General features: G+C 50.0%; 13 protein-coding genes. 2 read left to right on the forward strand and 11 right to left on the reverse strand.

Annotated features, from left to right (window positions below):
- Nucleotides 1-100 precede the first annotated feature (100 nt).
- The gene (locus BITS_RS02235) at nucleotides 101-1,057 is read left to right on the forward strand and encodes an FKBP-type peptidyl-prolyl cis-trans isomerase (protein ID WP_229774932.1); all 957 of its coding nucleotides are present in this window, start codon (nucleotides 101-103) and stop codon (nucleotides 1,055-1,057) included.
- Nucleotides 1,058-1,304: 247 nt separating this feature from the next.
- On the opposite strand, the gene nucS is transcribed toward BITS_RS02235, so the two are convergent.
- The 10 genes from nucS to BITS_RS02285 all read right to left on the reverse strand — a co-directional run bounded on the left by nucS (nucleotide 1,305) and on the right by BITS_RS02285 (nucleotide 11,004).
- Nucleotides 1,305-2,009, reverse strand: a complete 705-nt coding sequence (nucS, locus tag BITS_RS02240; protein WP_026642752.1) for an endonuclease NucS — start codon at nucleotides 2,007-2,009, stop codon at nucleotides 1,305-1,307.
- A gap of 202 nt (nucleotides 2,010-2,211) precedes the next feature.
- Complete coding sequence (locus BITS_RS02245; protein WP_026642751.1) at nucleotides 2,212-2,496, reverse strand: F0F1 ATP synthase subunit epsilon; 285 nt, start codon at nucleotides 2,494-2,496, stop codon at nucleotides 2,212-2,214.
- Entirely contained in the window at nucleotides 2,496-3,986 is a 1,491-nt protein-coding gene (gene atpD / locus BITS_RS02250) for a F0F1 ATP synthase subunit beta (RefSeq protein ID WP_026642750.1), read from the reverse strand. Before atpD ends, BITS_RS02245 begins: the two co-directional genes overlap by 1 nt.
- A gap of 8 nt (nucleotides 3,987-3,994) precedes the next feature.
- On the reverse strand, nucleotides 3,995-4,930 hold the full coding sequence (locus BITS_RS02255; RefSeq protein ID WP_026642749.1) for a F0F1 ATP synthase subunit gamma: 936 nt from the start codon (nucleotides 4,928-4,930) through the stop codon (nucleotides 3,995-3,997).
- Nucleotides 4,931-4,933: 3 nt separating this feature from the next.
- Nucleotides 4,934-6,562 (reverse strand): F0F1 ATP synthase subunit alpha, encoded by a 1,629-nt coding sequence (gene atpA, locus BITS_RS02260; RefSeq protein WP_026642748.1) that lies wholly within the window; start codon nucleotides 6,560-6,562, stop codon nucleotides 4,934-4,936.
- 51 nt (nucleotides 6,563-6,613) lie between these two features.
- The gene (locus BITS_RS02265; protein WP_026642747.1) at nucleotides 6,614-7,441 is read right to left on the reverse strand and encodes a F0F1 ATP synthase subunit delta; all 828 of its coding nucleotides are present in this window, start codon (nucleotides 7,439-7,441) and stop codon (nucleotides 6,614-6,616) included.
- Between the two features lie 41 nt (nucleotides 7,442-7,482).
- Nucleotides 7,483-8,025, reverse strand: a complete 543-nt coding sequence (locus BITS_RS02270) for a F0F1 ATP synthase subunit B (protein ID WP_026642746.1) — start codon at nucleotides 8,023-8,025, stop codon at nucleotides 7,483-7,485.
- Between the two features lie 57 nt (nucleotides 8,026-8,082).
- Nucleotides 8,083-8,313 carry an ATP synthase F0 subunit C gene (gene atpE / locus BITS_RS02275; protein ID WP_026642744.1) on the reverse strand — a complete coding sequence of 77 codons (231 nt, stop codon included), beginning with the start codon at nucleotides 8,311-8,313 and terminating at the stop codon, nucleotides 8,083-8,085.
- 86 nt (nucleotides 8,314-8,399) lie between these two features.
- Complete coding sequence (gene atpB, locus BITS_RS02280) at nucleotides 8,400-9,212, reverse strand: F0F1 ATP synthase subunit A (RefSeq protein WP_026642743.1); 813 nt, start codon at nucleotides 9,210-9,212, stop codon at nucleotides 8,400-8,402.
- Between the two features lie 745 nt (nucleotides 9,213-9,957).
- Nucleotides 9,958-11,004, reverse strand: coding sequence for a homoserine O-succinyltransferase (locus BITS_RS02285; protein ID WP_026642742.1), 1,047 nt, complete (start codon nucleotides 11,002-11,004; stop codon nucleotides 9,958-9,960).
- A gap of 1,249 nt (nucleotides 11,005-12,253) precedes the next feature.
- On the opposite strand from BITS_RS02285, the gene BITS_RS02290 reads away from it, so the two are divergent.
- Entirely contained in the window at nucleotides 12,254-14,293 is a 2,040-nt protein-coding gene (locus BITS_RS02290) for an InlB B-repeat-containing protein (RefSeq protein WP_018142636.1), read from the forward strand.
- Nucleotides 14,294-14,373: 80 nt separating this feature from the next.
- On the opposite strand, the gene BITS_RS09425 is transcribed toward BITS_RS02290, so the two are convergent.
- Nucleotides 14,374-14,678, reverse strand: a 305-nt coding sequence (locus BITS_RS09425; protein ID WP_238556522.1) for a hypothetical protein, incomplete at its 5' end; no start/stop codon positions are given.

Genomic DNA, 14,678 nt, shown 5'->3' on the forward strand with positions numbered 1-14,678 from the left:
ACTAGATTCGTCCCCTTAACGCCTAGCCAATAGGCGAATACAGTGATCCATAACACTATTTTATGCCTCAAAATCATGGTTGAACGGTAGGGTATGGGACATGGTTTCGTTCAAATCTGTTATGCGGATGCCTGTCAAGGCTGTAGCCGCTCTTTGCACACTTGCGTTGTGCACCGCAATGGCCGCTTGCTCTGACTCATCGGCTTCATCCGACAGCTCATCCGCTTCCTCTGTCGGTTCCACCGACCAACTCGCCGGCATAACCGCCACCGGCGATCTGGGCAAGGAGCCCACGATTTCTTTCCATACCCCAATGACTGTGGAGGATGGCGCAAGCGCCGTGCTGCAGGAAGGGGATGGCGCGGTCATCAAAGAAGGCGATCTGGTCTGTTTCCAAGGCAAGGCCCTGCAAGCCAAGGACGGCTCGGAGCTGATGAATACGTGGACCAATAACACGCCTTCCTGCACTCCGATGACGAAGGACACCACAAACTCCACGTATTACAATCTGATCATCGGCAAGAAGGTCAATACCACCATTGCCTTCGGCGTGAATGACAACAACACTTCGGGCACGTCATACATCATGGTTTTGACGCTGATTTCCACAGGCACCGTTCCTACACGTGCTGAAGGTACTGCAGTAATCGATATCCCATCCGATCTGCCCAAGGTCACTCTGGATGACAGCGGCAAGCCTTCGCTTGATCTCAATGGATACACTCCCGGTGACCAGTTGGTGTCACAGACTCTGATCAAGGGTTCAGGCCGTGAGGTGCAATCCACCGACAGCCTCACCGTCCAGTACACTGGCTGGTGCATAGGCTCCGACGGCACGTTGACGCAATTTGATTCATCATGGGACCGCGGTTCGGCTTCGAGCTTCTCGCTCAGCCAGGTCATCAAGGGATGGACGAATGGCCTTACCGGCCAGACCATCGGTTCACAAGTTTTGCTGATTGTGCCTCCGGACCAGGGTTATGGATCCACGGCACAAGAAAAGATTCCAGCCAATTCGACACTGTATTTCATTGTCGACATTCTCTACGCTTCCTGATTGCGGCGGCTGCGCATGAGTGTGTTCGATAAGCGATATTCGTGATTGGGCTATGCACCACATGATGTGGGGGGCGGCAACGTGATTGGTCTCACGTTGCCGCCCCCACTTCGTTACGACACATAATGTCATCAACTTGTTGTTCCGACTTGTGTGTGTTTCCTGCAATCCGGTCGGCTACGCGACGGGTTCGATTTCTGCAGTATCCTGTGTTTGCTCACAATCCCCGGTCAAGTCAGACGCACCATCAGAACAACCTCAGGCTATCGTCCTCGACACCCTTCATTTCGTCATAATCGAGAATAAGGCATTCAAAACCACGGTCCTTTGCCAATACCTTCGCTTGAGGGGTTATGGTCTGCGCTGCAAATATGCCACGAACAGGTGCCAACAGAGGATCGCGGTTCAGCAACTCACAGTATCGAGTCAGCTGCTCCACACCATCGATTCCACCATTGCGCTTGATTTCGATCGCTACATGTTGGCCGTTTCCATCGATCGCCATGATGTCAACAGGACCGATTGCGGTTGGATATTCCCGACGGACCAAACTTGCACCCTTGCCGATGCGTTCGATTTGCTCTGCCAAGTATCGCTGAAGATGATCTTCGACGCCATCTTTCACCAGTCCGGGATCTTCACCCAAATCGTAGCTTTCATCCGAATACACATGCTGCAAAGTGACTTCCAAGACGTCATCGCTTTTGGCAGCGGATACTCGCAGCACCGAATGCGGAATGGTCGTATCAATATCGTCATCCGCACCCGCCGGCACCACTTCCTTTATCGTGCAGGGAGCGGCCATCCAATTCAAAGGCTTGTATGATCCAAGTTCAGAGAAAATGAGCAGGCTATTGTCCGCTTTGATCAGCAGAACCCTTCTGGCAAGCGGCAATGAAGCATGCAAGCGACCGGAATACTCAGCACTACAATCAGCAACGATAATTCTCACAGCCCATAACCATACCAGTAGGAAGAATCAGATGTCAGGCCGTCAGAAATCTCCAAGAGAATCCGAGAATCTAGAACATCTCTTCTATCGATGGCCCTTCAACCACACCATGAGTCATCGAGCGCAAAAACGGGTGGCAACGATTGAACTTCGTTGCCACCCGTTGTTAAGCGCTGCAAGCTACGACTTCGCGCTTTTTGCCTTACTCATCACCGTGCTTGACCACATCGCGACCGCGTTCCACGGCCACGGTCAGCTTGTTCTCATCAAAGGATATGAATCCGTCGGCAACTGCAAAGGAGTGCAGTTCACCATTCACATCCGTTACGGTGAGGGTTCCGCCTTTAACCAAGGTCAATACCGGTTCGTGATTGGGCAGAATGCCCATAGCACCTTCAGAAGCCGGTATGACGGCAGACTTCGCAGCCCCTGACCACACTGGGTGGTCAGCAGCCACGATATTCACCTGCATACTCGAATCAGCCATTATGCACCGAATTCCTGCTTCATGTCGTGCCACTTCTTTTCGAGATCCTCGATGCCGCCAATGCCGGAGAATGCTTGCTCAGGCACCTCGTCATATACACCGTCACAAATGCGGGTGAATGCTTCGATGGTCTCGTCGGCAGGAACATACGAACCGGGACGACCGGTGAACTTTTCGGCCACGTAGAAGTTCTGACCGAGGAACTGCTCGATTTTACGCGCGCGGTTCACAGTGGTCTTATCCTCTTCGCTCAGCTCATCGATACCGATCAGTGCGATGATGTCCTGCAATTCCTTATTGCGCTGCAAGATGGCTTTCACACGGTTGGCGCAGTCATAATGGGCTTGTCCCACATAACGAGGATCCAGAATTCGCGATGTGGATGACAGCGGATCCACTGCAGGGTAGATACCCTTCGCCGCGATATCGCGGGAAAGCTCGGTCGTTGCATCCAAGTGGGCGAAAGTCGTCGCAGGGGCAGGATCGGTGTAGTCATCAGCAGGCACGTAGATAGCCTGCAATGACGTAATCGAATGACCACGGGTCGAAGTGATGCGTTCCTGCAAACCACCCATTTCATCAGCCAGGTTTGGCTGATAACCCACTGCAGAAGGCATACGTCCCAGCAGGGTCGACACCTCAGAACCGGCCTGGGTGAATCGGAAGATGTTGTCGATAAACAGCAACACATCCTGATTCTGCACATCGCGGAAGTATTCCGCCATGGTCAAAGCGGTCAGAGGCACACGCAAACGAGTTCCCGGGGGCTCATCCATCTGTCCGAAGACCAATGCGGTCTTCTCAAGAACTCCAGCCTCTTCCATCTCGCCTATCAGGTCGTTGCCCTCACGGGTACGTTCACCAACGCCTGCGAATACGGAAACACCGCCGTGGTTCTGAGCCACGCGTTGAATCATTTCCTGAATCAACACGGTCTTGCCAACGCCAGCGCCACCGAAGAGGCCGATCTTGCCACCCTGAACATACGGGGTGAGCAAATCGATGACCTTGATTCCGGTTTCGAACATCTGGGTCTTGGACTCGAGCTGATCGAATGCGGGAGGATTGCGATGGATAGGCCAACGTTCCTTGACGGTCAGATCCTCACCATCCTTCTTGTTCAGGATGTTGCCGGATACGTCAAATACGTGTCCTTTGGTGATGTCTCCAACCGGCACCTCAATAGGGCCGCCGGTGTTCACCACCGTGGCACCACGGACCAAACCATCCGTAGGCTTGAGAGCCACTGCACGAACCGTGGAGTCACCGAGGTGCTGTTCGACCTCGAGGGTGATTTCGTGCAGGGTCTCGCCCTCGACACTGCCAACATTGTTGATCTTGACAGTGAGGGCGTTATATATATCGGGCAGGTGGCCTACTGGGAATTCAACGTCAATAACCGAGCCCTGAACGCGAGTAATGCGTCCGGTGATCGGGTCCTCCGTCTTGCTCCCGTAAGCCGCTGTGGTCTGAGTTTCAGTATCAGCCATATGCGTTCCTACTCTTCCTCTGTGTTCAGCGCGTCGGCGCTGCCGATAATTTCGGTAAGTTCTTGGGTGATGGACGCCTGTCGCGAAGCATTGAGCTTGCGAGTCAGCGCATCAACGAGGTTACGAGCGTTATCCGTGGCCGTGTGCATGGCATTCTGGCGGCTTGCCGTCTCAGAGGCTGCTGAAGTCAACAGGCATTCGTGAATGCGCGACTGCACATATTTCGGAAGCACCGCATCAAGCACTTGATCCAAGCTTGGTTCGAAAGCATACAGCGCTGCCGTATCGGCTTCCATACCACCATTCTCTTTATCGTCGATACCTGCGGGCTGGATTACTTCCACAGGCAACATGCGAAGTACCCTAACCTTCTGCACGACCATATTGATGAATTCGGTGAAGACGATGTAGAGTTCCGAAACTCCGCCATCGGCTGCCGGCTTCATATATGCTTCCAGCAATGCTTTGGAGATAGCCTCGGCCACCTCCACGCCAGGATGGTCGCTATTGCCTTCCCAAGTGCCGGCAATATCGCGATTACGGTACTTGTAGAAGTTCACACCACGACGTCCATACACATACAGCTCTGGCTGTTTGCCATCTGCATCAAGACGAGAGAGCAATGACTCAGTCTCCCTGATGATGGATGAGGTGAATGGACCTGCCATGCCGCGATCCGATGTCATGGCGAGCACGGCAACCCTTGGGTTGTTTTCTCCGCGCTTCTTGACAATCGGATGCTCGACATCGGCATGAGCAATATTCGTATGCATGACCAGTGCCTGCACGGCCTCGAAAATCGCATCGCTATACGGCTTCGCATTCATAGCCACATCTCGTGCCTTGGCCACGTGCGAAGACGCGATCATCTCTTGGGCGTTGAAAATCTTTTCCAACGACCGTGTAGAGGCGATCCGCGATTTCAATGCGAGTTGAGAGCTCATGGGTTACTTCTCTCTCGCTACGATCTTTTCTTGCTCGACCTCGGTAACCGGAGCGTTTTCAGCCTTCTTGTTCACGAGAGGATGTCCGGCCTTGGTCACGAAGGTCGACCGGAAAGCTTCCACAGCCTTGTCGAGTGCATCTTCCGTATCCTTGGTGAAATCACCGGTGTCACGAATGGTGCTCAGGATATCGGTGTTGTGCTCGAGGTAGTCAAGCATCCCCTGCTCGAATGGCAATACATCATCAAGTTCGAGATCATCAAGCTTGCCATGCGTACCTGCCCAAACAGAGACCACTTCCTGCTCCATGGAACGAGGCGAGAACTGAGGCTGCTTCAGCAGCTCGGTCAAGCGCGCACCACGGGTGAGCTGAGCCTTCGACGCCGAATCCAAATCGGAAGCGAACATGGCGAAGGATTCCAAGGACTTGTATTGAGCCAAGGAAATCTTCAGCGTACCGGAGACCTTCTTCAAGGCCTTGGACTGCGCAGCGCCACCGACTCGAGACACCGATATACCGACATCCACTGCAGGTCGCTGCCCGGCGTTAAACAGATCGGACTGGAGGAAGATCTGGCCATCGGTAATCGAAATAACGTTGGTCGGAATGTACGCAGACACGTCATTCGCCTTCGTTTCGATAATCGGCAGACCAGTCATCGAACCGCCACCCAAATCATCGGACAACTTCGCGCAGCGTTCCAGCAGGCGGGAATGCAGGTAGAACACATCGCCAGGGTAGGCTTCACGCCCCGGTGGACGACGAAGCAACAAGGAAATCGAACGATAGGCTTCAGCCTGCTTGGACAGATCATCAAACACGATGAGCACGTGCTTGCCGTGATACATCCAATGCTGTCCTATTGCTGAACCGGTGTAGGGTGCAATGTACTTGTAACCGGCTGAATCGGATGCAGGGCTCGCCACGATGGTGGTGTATTCCATCGCACCGGCCTCTTCAAGGCTCTGTCGCACCGAAGCGATTGTGGAACCCTTTTGTCCAATGGCGACATAGATGCATCGAACCTGCTTCTTGGGATCCCCACTGGCCCAATTAGCCTTCTGGTTGATGATGGTATCGATGGCGATAGCCGTCTTACCTGTCTGTCGATCGCCAATAATCAGCTGTCGCTGTCCGCGACCAATCGGCGTCATCGCGTCGATGGCCTTCAAACCAGTGGACATTGGCTCATCCACCGGATGACGATGCATAACATCGGGGGCCTGAGCTTCGAGGATACGACGTCCCTCGCTCTTGATTTCTCCCAGTCCATCGATCGGCTTACCCAACGGATCCACAACACGACCGAGGTATCCGTCACCCACTGGGACCGAAAGCACTTCGCCGGTACGACGCACTTCCTGTCCCTCTTCGATGCCTGAGAAGTCACCGAGGATAACCACGCCGATTTCTCGGGCGTCAAGGTTGAATGCCAAACCGAGAGTGCCGTTTTCAAACGTCAGCAACTCGTTGGCCATGCAACCAGGCAGCCCCGTCACGTGCGCAATGCCGTCACCGGCCGTAGCCACATATCCCACTTCTTGAGTGGGAGTATCCGACGGCTTGTACGCATCGACGAATTCATCGAGCGCCTTGCGTATCGTGGTGGGATCAATGGTCAGTTCTGCCATGATCACTCCTTATTGAATTGATATTGACTGTTACGTCGTAAAGCCCAGAGGCTATGCACTGGCTTTAACTGCTCGTTGCAGCTTGTGCAACTGTGCTACCACCGTATTATCGGTGACCTCGTCACCTACCTGGACTCTCATGCCACCAATCACGCTTGGATCGACGACGGAGTTGATATGCACCGCACGTCCAAGTTTGTTGGTGTAGAACGTAACAAGTTTGTCCACTTGTTCAGTGGTAAGAGCCACAGCTGTGGTTACGGTAATCATCGATTCGCCCATATGCCGGGAGAATTTGTTGATCATCCACTGAATAGTTGCCAAGTACCGACGCTTGCGCGGATTGCATGTTGCATGCTCCGCCAACCGCATAGTGACCTTATTGAAATTCTTTCCATTCAATAGGCTATGCAGCAAGTCGATACGTGCCTGCGCAGGAACGCTTTCATCGTATAAACGCGAACGAACCACAGAAAGACCGAGCAGTGCCGAATGCAATTCAGCCAACTCGATGGACACTTGCAAAGTGGTTCCTGTCGCATCCGCGTAATACATCATGGCGTCCACACCAAAGTCTTCGACACCATTGGCCACATCCCGCACACGGCTCCACTGACGGCTTGCCAAATCGGACAAAATCGTCATGGTCACCGGATGCGCTTGGTCGCCAATGAGTGAGCGAAGCAACGCGACCTTATCCTCTGCCGAACGCGATGGTTCGGTGAGTGCACGCTCAATGCGCACATTATGGTCGAGCAGATTGGTGAAGGAAAACAGTTCGTTTCCTATACGCCACGTATCTTCACCGGCATTGCGCAGTTCGGGGGCCAAGGAATCGCGTGAAACACGATCCGAAATGCGTGAAGTCTCTCCTCGCATCGGTCACCTCCCTTTCTTGAATGTGGCTAGATAGTTGCGTTTCACTGCTGAGATTCGTCGGACTTCGGTGCTGCAGTCATATCGTCGAGCATCTGATCGATCATCGATGACTGGACTGCATCATCTTCAAGTCTTGAACCGAGAATCTTGCCAGCGAGGGCGGTCGCCAAAGTGCCGACCTCACCCTTCAAGCTCACCAGCGCTTGCTTATGCTGCGACTCCAATGAGCGCTGAGCATTTGCTGTGATCTGCTCCGCTTCGCTTTCTGCCCTGGAACGTGCGTCGGCAACGATATGCGAAGCCTCGGCACGGGCATCGTCACGAATCTTCGACGCCTCTACCCGAGCAGTGCTCAGTTGAGCCTCATACTTGGCCTTTGCCTGTTCGGCATCTTGCTGGGCCTGAGCGGCCTTCTTCATTCCACCCTCAATTTTGGACGCGCGTTCATCAAAGACGGCGTTGAATTTCGGCAGGAAGAATCGATAGAAGAACAGCGCAACAATAACCAGTATGATCAGGGACCACACCATGTCGTACACCTTGGGCACAAACAGATCAATGCCGCCTTCTGCCAACGTAGTCATGGGGTCCTCCTTTCATTTGCCGTACGGCTATTATTCGTATGCTCTCACTGATTGAGATCAGTGGAACATGATGACGGCGACGAAGCCGATCAATGCCAGCACCTCGACCAGAGCCAGACCAATGAACATGATCGTCTGGATACGACCAGACATCTCGGGCTGACGGGCGGTGGATTCCATGGCCTTACCGAACAGGATGCCCAGACCGATGCCAGGACCCAAAGTGGCCAGACCGTAGCCGATGACGCTCAGGTTACCAGCGACCTCCGCGAGAGTGATGATATCCATTTCTTGTCCTTTCTAGGTAACTGTTGAAACGTTATGGATATTTGACAAAAATAAGAAATATTACGTGATTCGGCGGTGACTTGACGTCACTCTTCCGGATAGCTCAGATTGATATATACCGCAGCAAGGACTGCAAACACGTAAGCCTGCAAGAAAGCCACCAGAGCCTCGAAGCAGGTGAGGAATATGGCCCCAAAGAACCACAGCGCGCCCACCGGAACACCGGTCAGCTTATTGGAGAAATCGACAAGCCAATACTGAGTGAACACCAGGCAGGTCGCCACAAGAAGATGTCCAGAAATCATATTGGCAAACAGTCGAATCGTCAGCGACGCAGGTCGAATAACCAGCAGTTCGAGAAGCTGGATAGGACTGAGCAGGATATACACAGGCCACGGAACGCCCGGGGTGAATACCTCATGGCGGATAAAACTCTTCAGGCCTTGTTCACGCGCTGCAACAATCCAGTATTGAACCAAAGTCCATATGGCGAAAATCAACGGCATGACCACAGTAGCGGTTGCCGCAATGTTGGCGCCGGGGATAATGCCACAGAGGTTAAATACAAAAATCGTGAAGAACAGGGTGCAAATCATGGCAAGATGACGCTTGCCACGAACTTCGCCCATGACCTCATACACGATCTTGTCTCTGACGAACTCAATGACGTATTCGATAAAGCCCTGCCAACGACCAGGAACGATCTTGGCACGCTTTGCAGTGATGCCTAGCACAGCAATCATGAGCAGAGTCGCGACAATGCGCACCAAAATGATGCGGTTGATCGCGAATGGAGTTCCTTGGAAAAGGATCTCCGGAGGAAGAAAATCTTCCACCGACGGCAGCTCCGGACCGGAATCAGCTGCCAACAGCACACTCGTGCTGAGTGCTCCAACCATCTGCGCCTCCTAATGCTCGCAACAGTAGCCAGTCTAGCTCACTAGTAAGGACGATGCCTCGACTTACCAGTGGCTTCGACAGTCGGCAATCAATGTGGTGACAATTGCATGACGCCAGTGATTGACCACCCATCCAAACGAACAGATGTGGGTTTACGCCTCCCCTTTGACAAGTATATGGATAATCAGCAACACACCGCGGAATGCCTTATAACGCAGTTTCGTAATGTCGATCTTCCTGTTGACACTATTCCTGAGTAATCTGCGTGCGCTCTATCATTAAGCAAAGTTGCAGCAATGCCGCGTGGGAACTTTTCAATACTGAATATTGGCTGTCCAATATATGAATGTCTGAATAGTCACAAACCCGTACGTTTATCACATATGTATATGCGGAAGAATCAGTCCACGAAATATTTGCAGCGGATTTAGCCACATTGATGAATGTCATACACAACAATCATGACTTCAGATCTATCTGCGGTATTTGAGTCTGAACCACAGTGATCACCCTCGTTGCGGCATGAATTGCTTTGATAGTCAGGATCCACCAGCCATTGCCCCCCCCTCCAAGCCAAACCTTTCTTGGAAGGCCTTCGAAATGGGTCTGCAACTGCCACCGCCACGCACATCGGCGAATGCAGCGATGCCGACAGCGAAGGCACTCGCTGAGACAAAGGCAAAGGCTGAAAGAGGGTAAGGAAACAACTGCAACACAGGCACAGAAACGGTAAGGACGCAGGTTCTAGCCCAAGTTACCGTGAGCAATAATGCCGTATCCATCGGCAAGCATGGGCTGGAAACCGTCAATCCTCGGCGCGCCGGGCACATGTCGGATTGATCGATCGGTGCCCAGTTTCTTTTGGGCACGCAGTTCAGGAACCTCGTTCAAATCGTATGGCGTGGTTTGATACACCCAGTTCAGCCAATTGCGCCACAGCAGATTCGCATGGGATCGCCAAGCGAATAGCGGCTGCAGATTGGGATCATCATGTGGGAAGTAGTTATATGGGAAGGGCACATTATCCATCCCCTTGGCCATATCACGCTCGTATTCTTCGGCAAGCGTGTATTTGCCATACTCCCAATGCCCTAGAGCAAATACCTCGGAAAAATCTCGTGTGGCAATAAGACCCGGGCCCGACTGCGGACCCCAAGTCAACACCTGCAAATCAGGTATGGCGGCGATATCGTCTTCATTCACCCCGGCGACTCGGGAATGCGGTTGCAATGCGATCTCGTCGAAGCCATTGGTAAGGAAGCAGTATTCATCCTGCAGATACTGCGGAAACACACCGAAAATCTTCTCTTGGAGGTCGACTTTGCGCACACCATATCTGTGGTTAAGCGCCCCCATGGCTCCCCAGCACAGATACATGGTTGAAAACACATGTGTTCCGGCCCAATCAATGATTTGCTTGAATTCTTCCCAATAATCAACCTCTTCAAATGGGAGGTGCTCAACAGGAGCTCCGGTGACTACCAAACCGTCGTAATAATTGTCCTTGAATGAATCCAAGTTCTCATAGAACTTCACCAAATGGTCCGCGTTGACGTGTTTGGACTCGTGGGTGGATGTCTTCATGAAATCGATATCCACCTGCAAAGGCGACTTTGAAATCAAACGGAGCAGTTGGGTCTCCGTCTCGATTTTCTTGGGCATCAGGTTCAAGATCACCAATTTCAACGGGCGCACTCGCTGACGCTCTGCTTCCGGCTTTTCTAAAGCAAAAATGCGTTCAGAATCGAGGATGTCACGGGCTGGTAGGCCACTGGGGATCTTGATAGGCATAACCACTATTATGTCGACCTGCAGGATTTTGGGCTCCGTAAGTTCGCTTGAAGCAACACTTACTGAGTATTGAGGCTCTTTCCGAGAGCTATGGGCGTACGCAAGGAATGGTGCGAACTCATATGCAAGGAGCAGCGGAATGCGGCCCAGCAAGCGTCGTGATGAAGCCTGATGTACCTGCTGAATCGGATCGTGACCATGAACAGAGCGTTCCGCTGTTTCGGAAGCAGGCACGAATCCGCCTGAGAACAGAAAAATGAAAAAGCCTCCGGTTTCCTTGGTGTAAAACCGGAGGCGTTGGTAGCGGGGCATGGATTTGAACCGTGGACCTCTGGGTCCTGAGTGTAGAATTGTGAAGGCGTATGGCTCGTAGGAAATACGAGCCCTATAGCGCATCAATGAGATTCTCCAAGCTCTTTCTTTGTCAAAATCCATCGAATATATTTATCTTCTAATTATAGATTTACTGTAACAGGATTGTAGCAGTTTTAGTCCATGTAGTGTTTTTGGAGAAATGTAAGATTGATAAATAGTGCCCGTACTTCACTGTTAATCTGTACGTTTGTATAAAAATTTTAAAACTAATGTGTGCTTCCTAGGTGCTTGTTTCTCTGCCGCGTTTTATATGCATTATTTCAATGTACATTTACCTTTATGCTCATTTCTACCATTTGTTTACCTTGCTCTAGTAGTGGAAAAACGCTTTAAGAAAGACGATGAGAAAAAGTTTATTTTCTTTGTCTTTGGCTTACTTGTCCTAGCGATATAGCTTAAATTTCTCTAGTTTTTTAAACTCTTATCTCTGTGATATACCCTATATTCGGCTATAGTGGCATTATTCATTGTGTCTACTGTGGAGTTTTTGCGCAGAAGAATTCAGGCATAAAATCGATGTAAGATGAATCGAATCTTTCTTAGAAGTTTTACGATAATCGTGCTTTTGTAGCGCACAGTGGGCGGTAGGATAACTTTCTTGGTGAGAATTTATCGATAAAACGGAAAAATTAAAGGTGTAGTTAGAGAGCATATTAGAAGAGAATTGCTGAAAATTAGAAAAGAGTCCATCTATCGTCAAGTAAAATCTTGATGAATGATAACTCATAGACGTGCTTACTTTTTGATACATGTGCATATGGGATGGCTCATAAGTCATAACGAGCAAGATATGACTTCCTTTTATTCCTATCGAGAATGGTACAGTCTTTGATGAAGAAAAATGATATATTCTTAGCGAGGTGAAAGTTCTAACATGAAGAAATCTTCTATTGTTAAAGTTCGTTCAATTCTTATTAGTTTTCTAGTAGCTATTTTTGTTATAAGCATAACTGCGCAGACCTTCCCAGCTTTTGCAGCTTATGACACCGCAATGAATAATGGATCTGTCACTAATGATTCTGCTACAACTACTACATCTCAAGAAGGTATAAGCTTTGAACATACCTTGTATTTCACTGCAACAGATGACACTAACAGTACTGTGAAATCCAATTTATCTACCAATAACCCTGCTGTACACGACTCCGTGGTAAATCTTGATAAGCTCACGCCGGATAGTAATGGTGCATACCATTTTAATGCTGTCGTAGAAATTACTGCATCCAAAGATGTAGCAAATATGAATTACGATTTAATGGTTCCTGGTGCAGCAGGTTCTTCCTCATCGGGACCACAAGTCCAGATGTCTCAAGCTCCGCAGTTTAGTGGAGTAAATGCACAGCAAGTTCAAGCAAAAACACAATATTCGCATAAGAGTGTCCCAGGAAAATACTTCTCTCAAACCGACTATGAACAAAAGTACTCTATGAATGATGTGTACTTTATGTATGTCCACGGACCATTAAGTGCAGGACAAAAGCTCACTATTACTTTGCCTTATGTGCTGACCAATGCCGATTCTCTCGATTTGACACGTACAACTGCTCCTGTTCAGTTCTCTGAAAATGTTGGCGGATACGGAATTACTCCGTGGGGGCTCTACACCAATACCGATTTGACTACCGCTTCCTTGCGTTTTGCTCGTACTGATTCTCTTCCTTACGCTCATGAATGGACTTTGTATGCGCCGTATAAGTCGGACTATGAAGGTGTAACGCATAATAGTATTAATTACATTTATACAGTGAATAATCAGATTTCTCACTCTACAAGTCTGGATTACACTTATACTGATGTGCCACAAATTAGTAATGACGTTGTGGGCTTAGATTATACAGATGTTTCATATAAGAACAGCAACGAATCGACGTATACACCTTTGACACAAATGTTTGCGCAGAACAAGATGGCTTATAACCGCAATGGCTCATATCGCATCAAGCTCGATAAGGTGAAGAAAGCGTTTGATGGTACAGGTTGGTCTACTAATGGAATGTATACCGAGTTTTACACCTATACTACTGACTCTTCTGGTCTCGTTATCCATGGTGTTAATGATGAAGATAAAACCTTACCGGAGAATCTTTTCTACATCGAATTATGGCACTATATTTCAGCTGCTTCCAATATTTGCTTAACTGTAGGTGATACATTTAATCCAGATGATGGCCTTTATTGGGTACACCCGTACAATAAAGATGAAGTACGCGCCCCATTGCATGATTCTACTCAAAGTAAACTCATCGATGTGACATACACCGATGCATCCGGGGAAACCGTGGCTAATATTGATACTTCCAAGCCAGGAAAGTACACTGTCACCTATCGCTACTGGAATGCTGATGAGAAAACAGGTGAACGGTCAAGTGTCTCTACAACCGCACAAACTCAGGTTTATATCAGCGCTTCTAAGAATGCATCTTGCCCTCCTGAATACTCGGCAACCGTTTCTTATAACAATAACGGCGGCAAGGGGAGCATTGACAGTCAGACTGTATCCTATACAATTGATCACCCAGGCCAGGTCACTCTTTCTGATGGCAACGCATTTTCTCGCGATGGTTACAGCTTCAAGGGATGGAACACGCAAGCTGACGGATCTGGTACATTTTATGCTCCGTCTAGCGATTTAAGCAATATCACCAGCGATATCACTTTGTATGCATTGTGGGAAAAGAATGAGGTAAACAGTACTGTTTATATCCCTACTGCTGAACAGGGTGCACAATCTCAGAGTCACAACTTGGCGCATACAGGTGCTGCTGTAGCTGGATTTGCAGTGATTGCTGGAATCTTGCTTGTGGCAGGGATTACCCTTGTCCTGTTCTTGCGTCGCCGTCAAAGCGATAATAATGGTGCCGATACGCCTGAAGATAGTACATCAGATACCGATATCGACAGCACATTGTCATAACATTTTTTAAAAAATGGGTATAAAAGTGGTGCAGTATTTTAACGAATACTGCACCACTTTTATACCCATCACAAGAAAAATCATGCAATACTAGGTGGAATAACCACACTCGTGGAATGCTGCCCATCACGGGTTATTGGCCAGAATGTGTGTCTGAAATCGCCTCTCATGCCTTGTGCTGCAAGGTCTGAGAGGTGTTTGAATGTGGCGGTGGGGACTTTCGAGGTCGGCCAGAATGTGTGTCCGGAACGGGACGTGGCGCGTTGCGGGGCAAGGCCTGGGAGCCGTTTGAATGTGGTTGTCTGAATGGTATGAGAACCCCACTTTGCCCCGAATGCCACGGAACGATGAAGAAGAACGGGAAGACCTCCGACAGGCAGGACGC

Origin of the sequence: Bifidobacterium tsurumiense (assembly GCF_000741765.1) — a bacterium.
Classification (GTDB): domain Bacteria; phylum Actinomycetota; class Actinomycetes; order Actinomycetales; family Bifidobacteriaceae; genus Bifidobacterium; species Bifidobacterium tsurumiense.

What these genes read in the sequence shown, in the direction of transcription:
- BITS_RS02235 (WP_229774932.1), top strand. Translation starts at nt 101, where the DNA reads ATGGTTTCGTTCAAATCTGTTATGCGGATGCCTGTCAAGGCTGTAGCC.
- BITS_RS02290 (WP_018142636.1), top strand. Translation starts at nt 12,254, where the DNA reads ATGAAGAAATCTTCTATTGTTAAAGTTCGTTCAATTCTTATTAGTTTT.
- atpD (WP_026642750.1), bottom strand. Translation starts at nt 3,986, where the DNA reads ATGGCTGATACTGAAACTCAGACCACAGCGGCTTACGGGAGCAAGACG.
- atpA (WP_026642748.1), bottom strand. Translation starts at nt 6,562, where the DNA reads ATGGCAGAACTGACCATTGATCCCACCACGATACGCAAGGCGCTCGAT.
- BITS_RS02265 (WP_026642747.1), bottom strand. Translation starts at nt 7,441, where the DNA reads ATGCGAGGAGAGACTTCACGCATTTCGGATCGTGTTTCACGCGATTCC.
- BITS_RS02245 (WP_026642751.1), bottom strand. Translation starts at nt 2,496, where the DNA reads ATGGCTGATTCGAGTATGCAGGTGAATATCGTGGCTGCTGACCACCCA.
- atpB (WP_026642743.1), bottom strand. Translation starts at nt 9,212, where the DNA reads ATGGTTGGAGCACTCAGCACGAGTGTGCTGTTGGCAGCTGATTCCGGT.
- BITS_RS02285 (WP_026642742.1), bottom strand. Translation starts at nt 11,004, where the DNA reads ATGCCTATCAAGATCCCCAGTGGCCTACCAGCCCGTGACATCCTCGAT.
- BITS_RS02255 (WP_026642749.1), bottom strand. Translation starts at nt 4,930, where the DNA reads ATGAGCTCTCAACTCGCATTGAAATCGCGGATCGCCTCTACACGGTCG.
- atpE (WP_026642744.1), bottom strand. Translation starts at nt 8,313, where the DNA reads ATGGATATCATCACTCTCGCGGAGGTCGCTGGTAACCTGAGCGTCATC.
- BITS_RS02270 (WP_026642746.1), bottom strand. Translation starts at nt 8,025, where the DNA reads ATGACTACGTTGGCAGAAGGCGGCATTGATCTGTTTGTGCCCAAGGTG.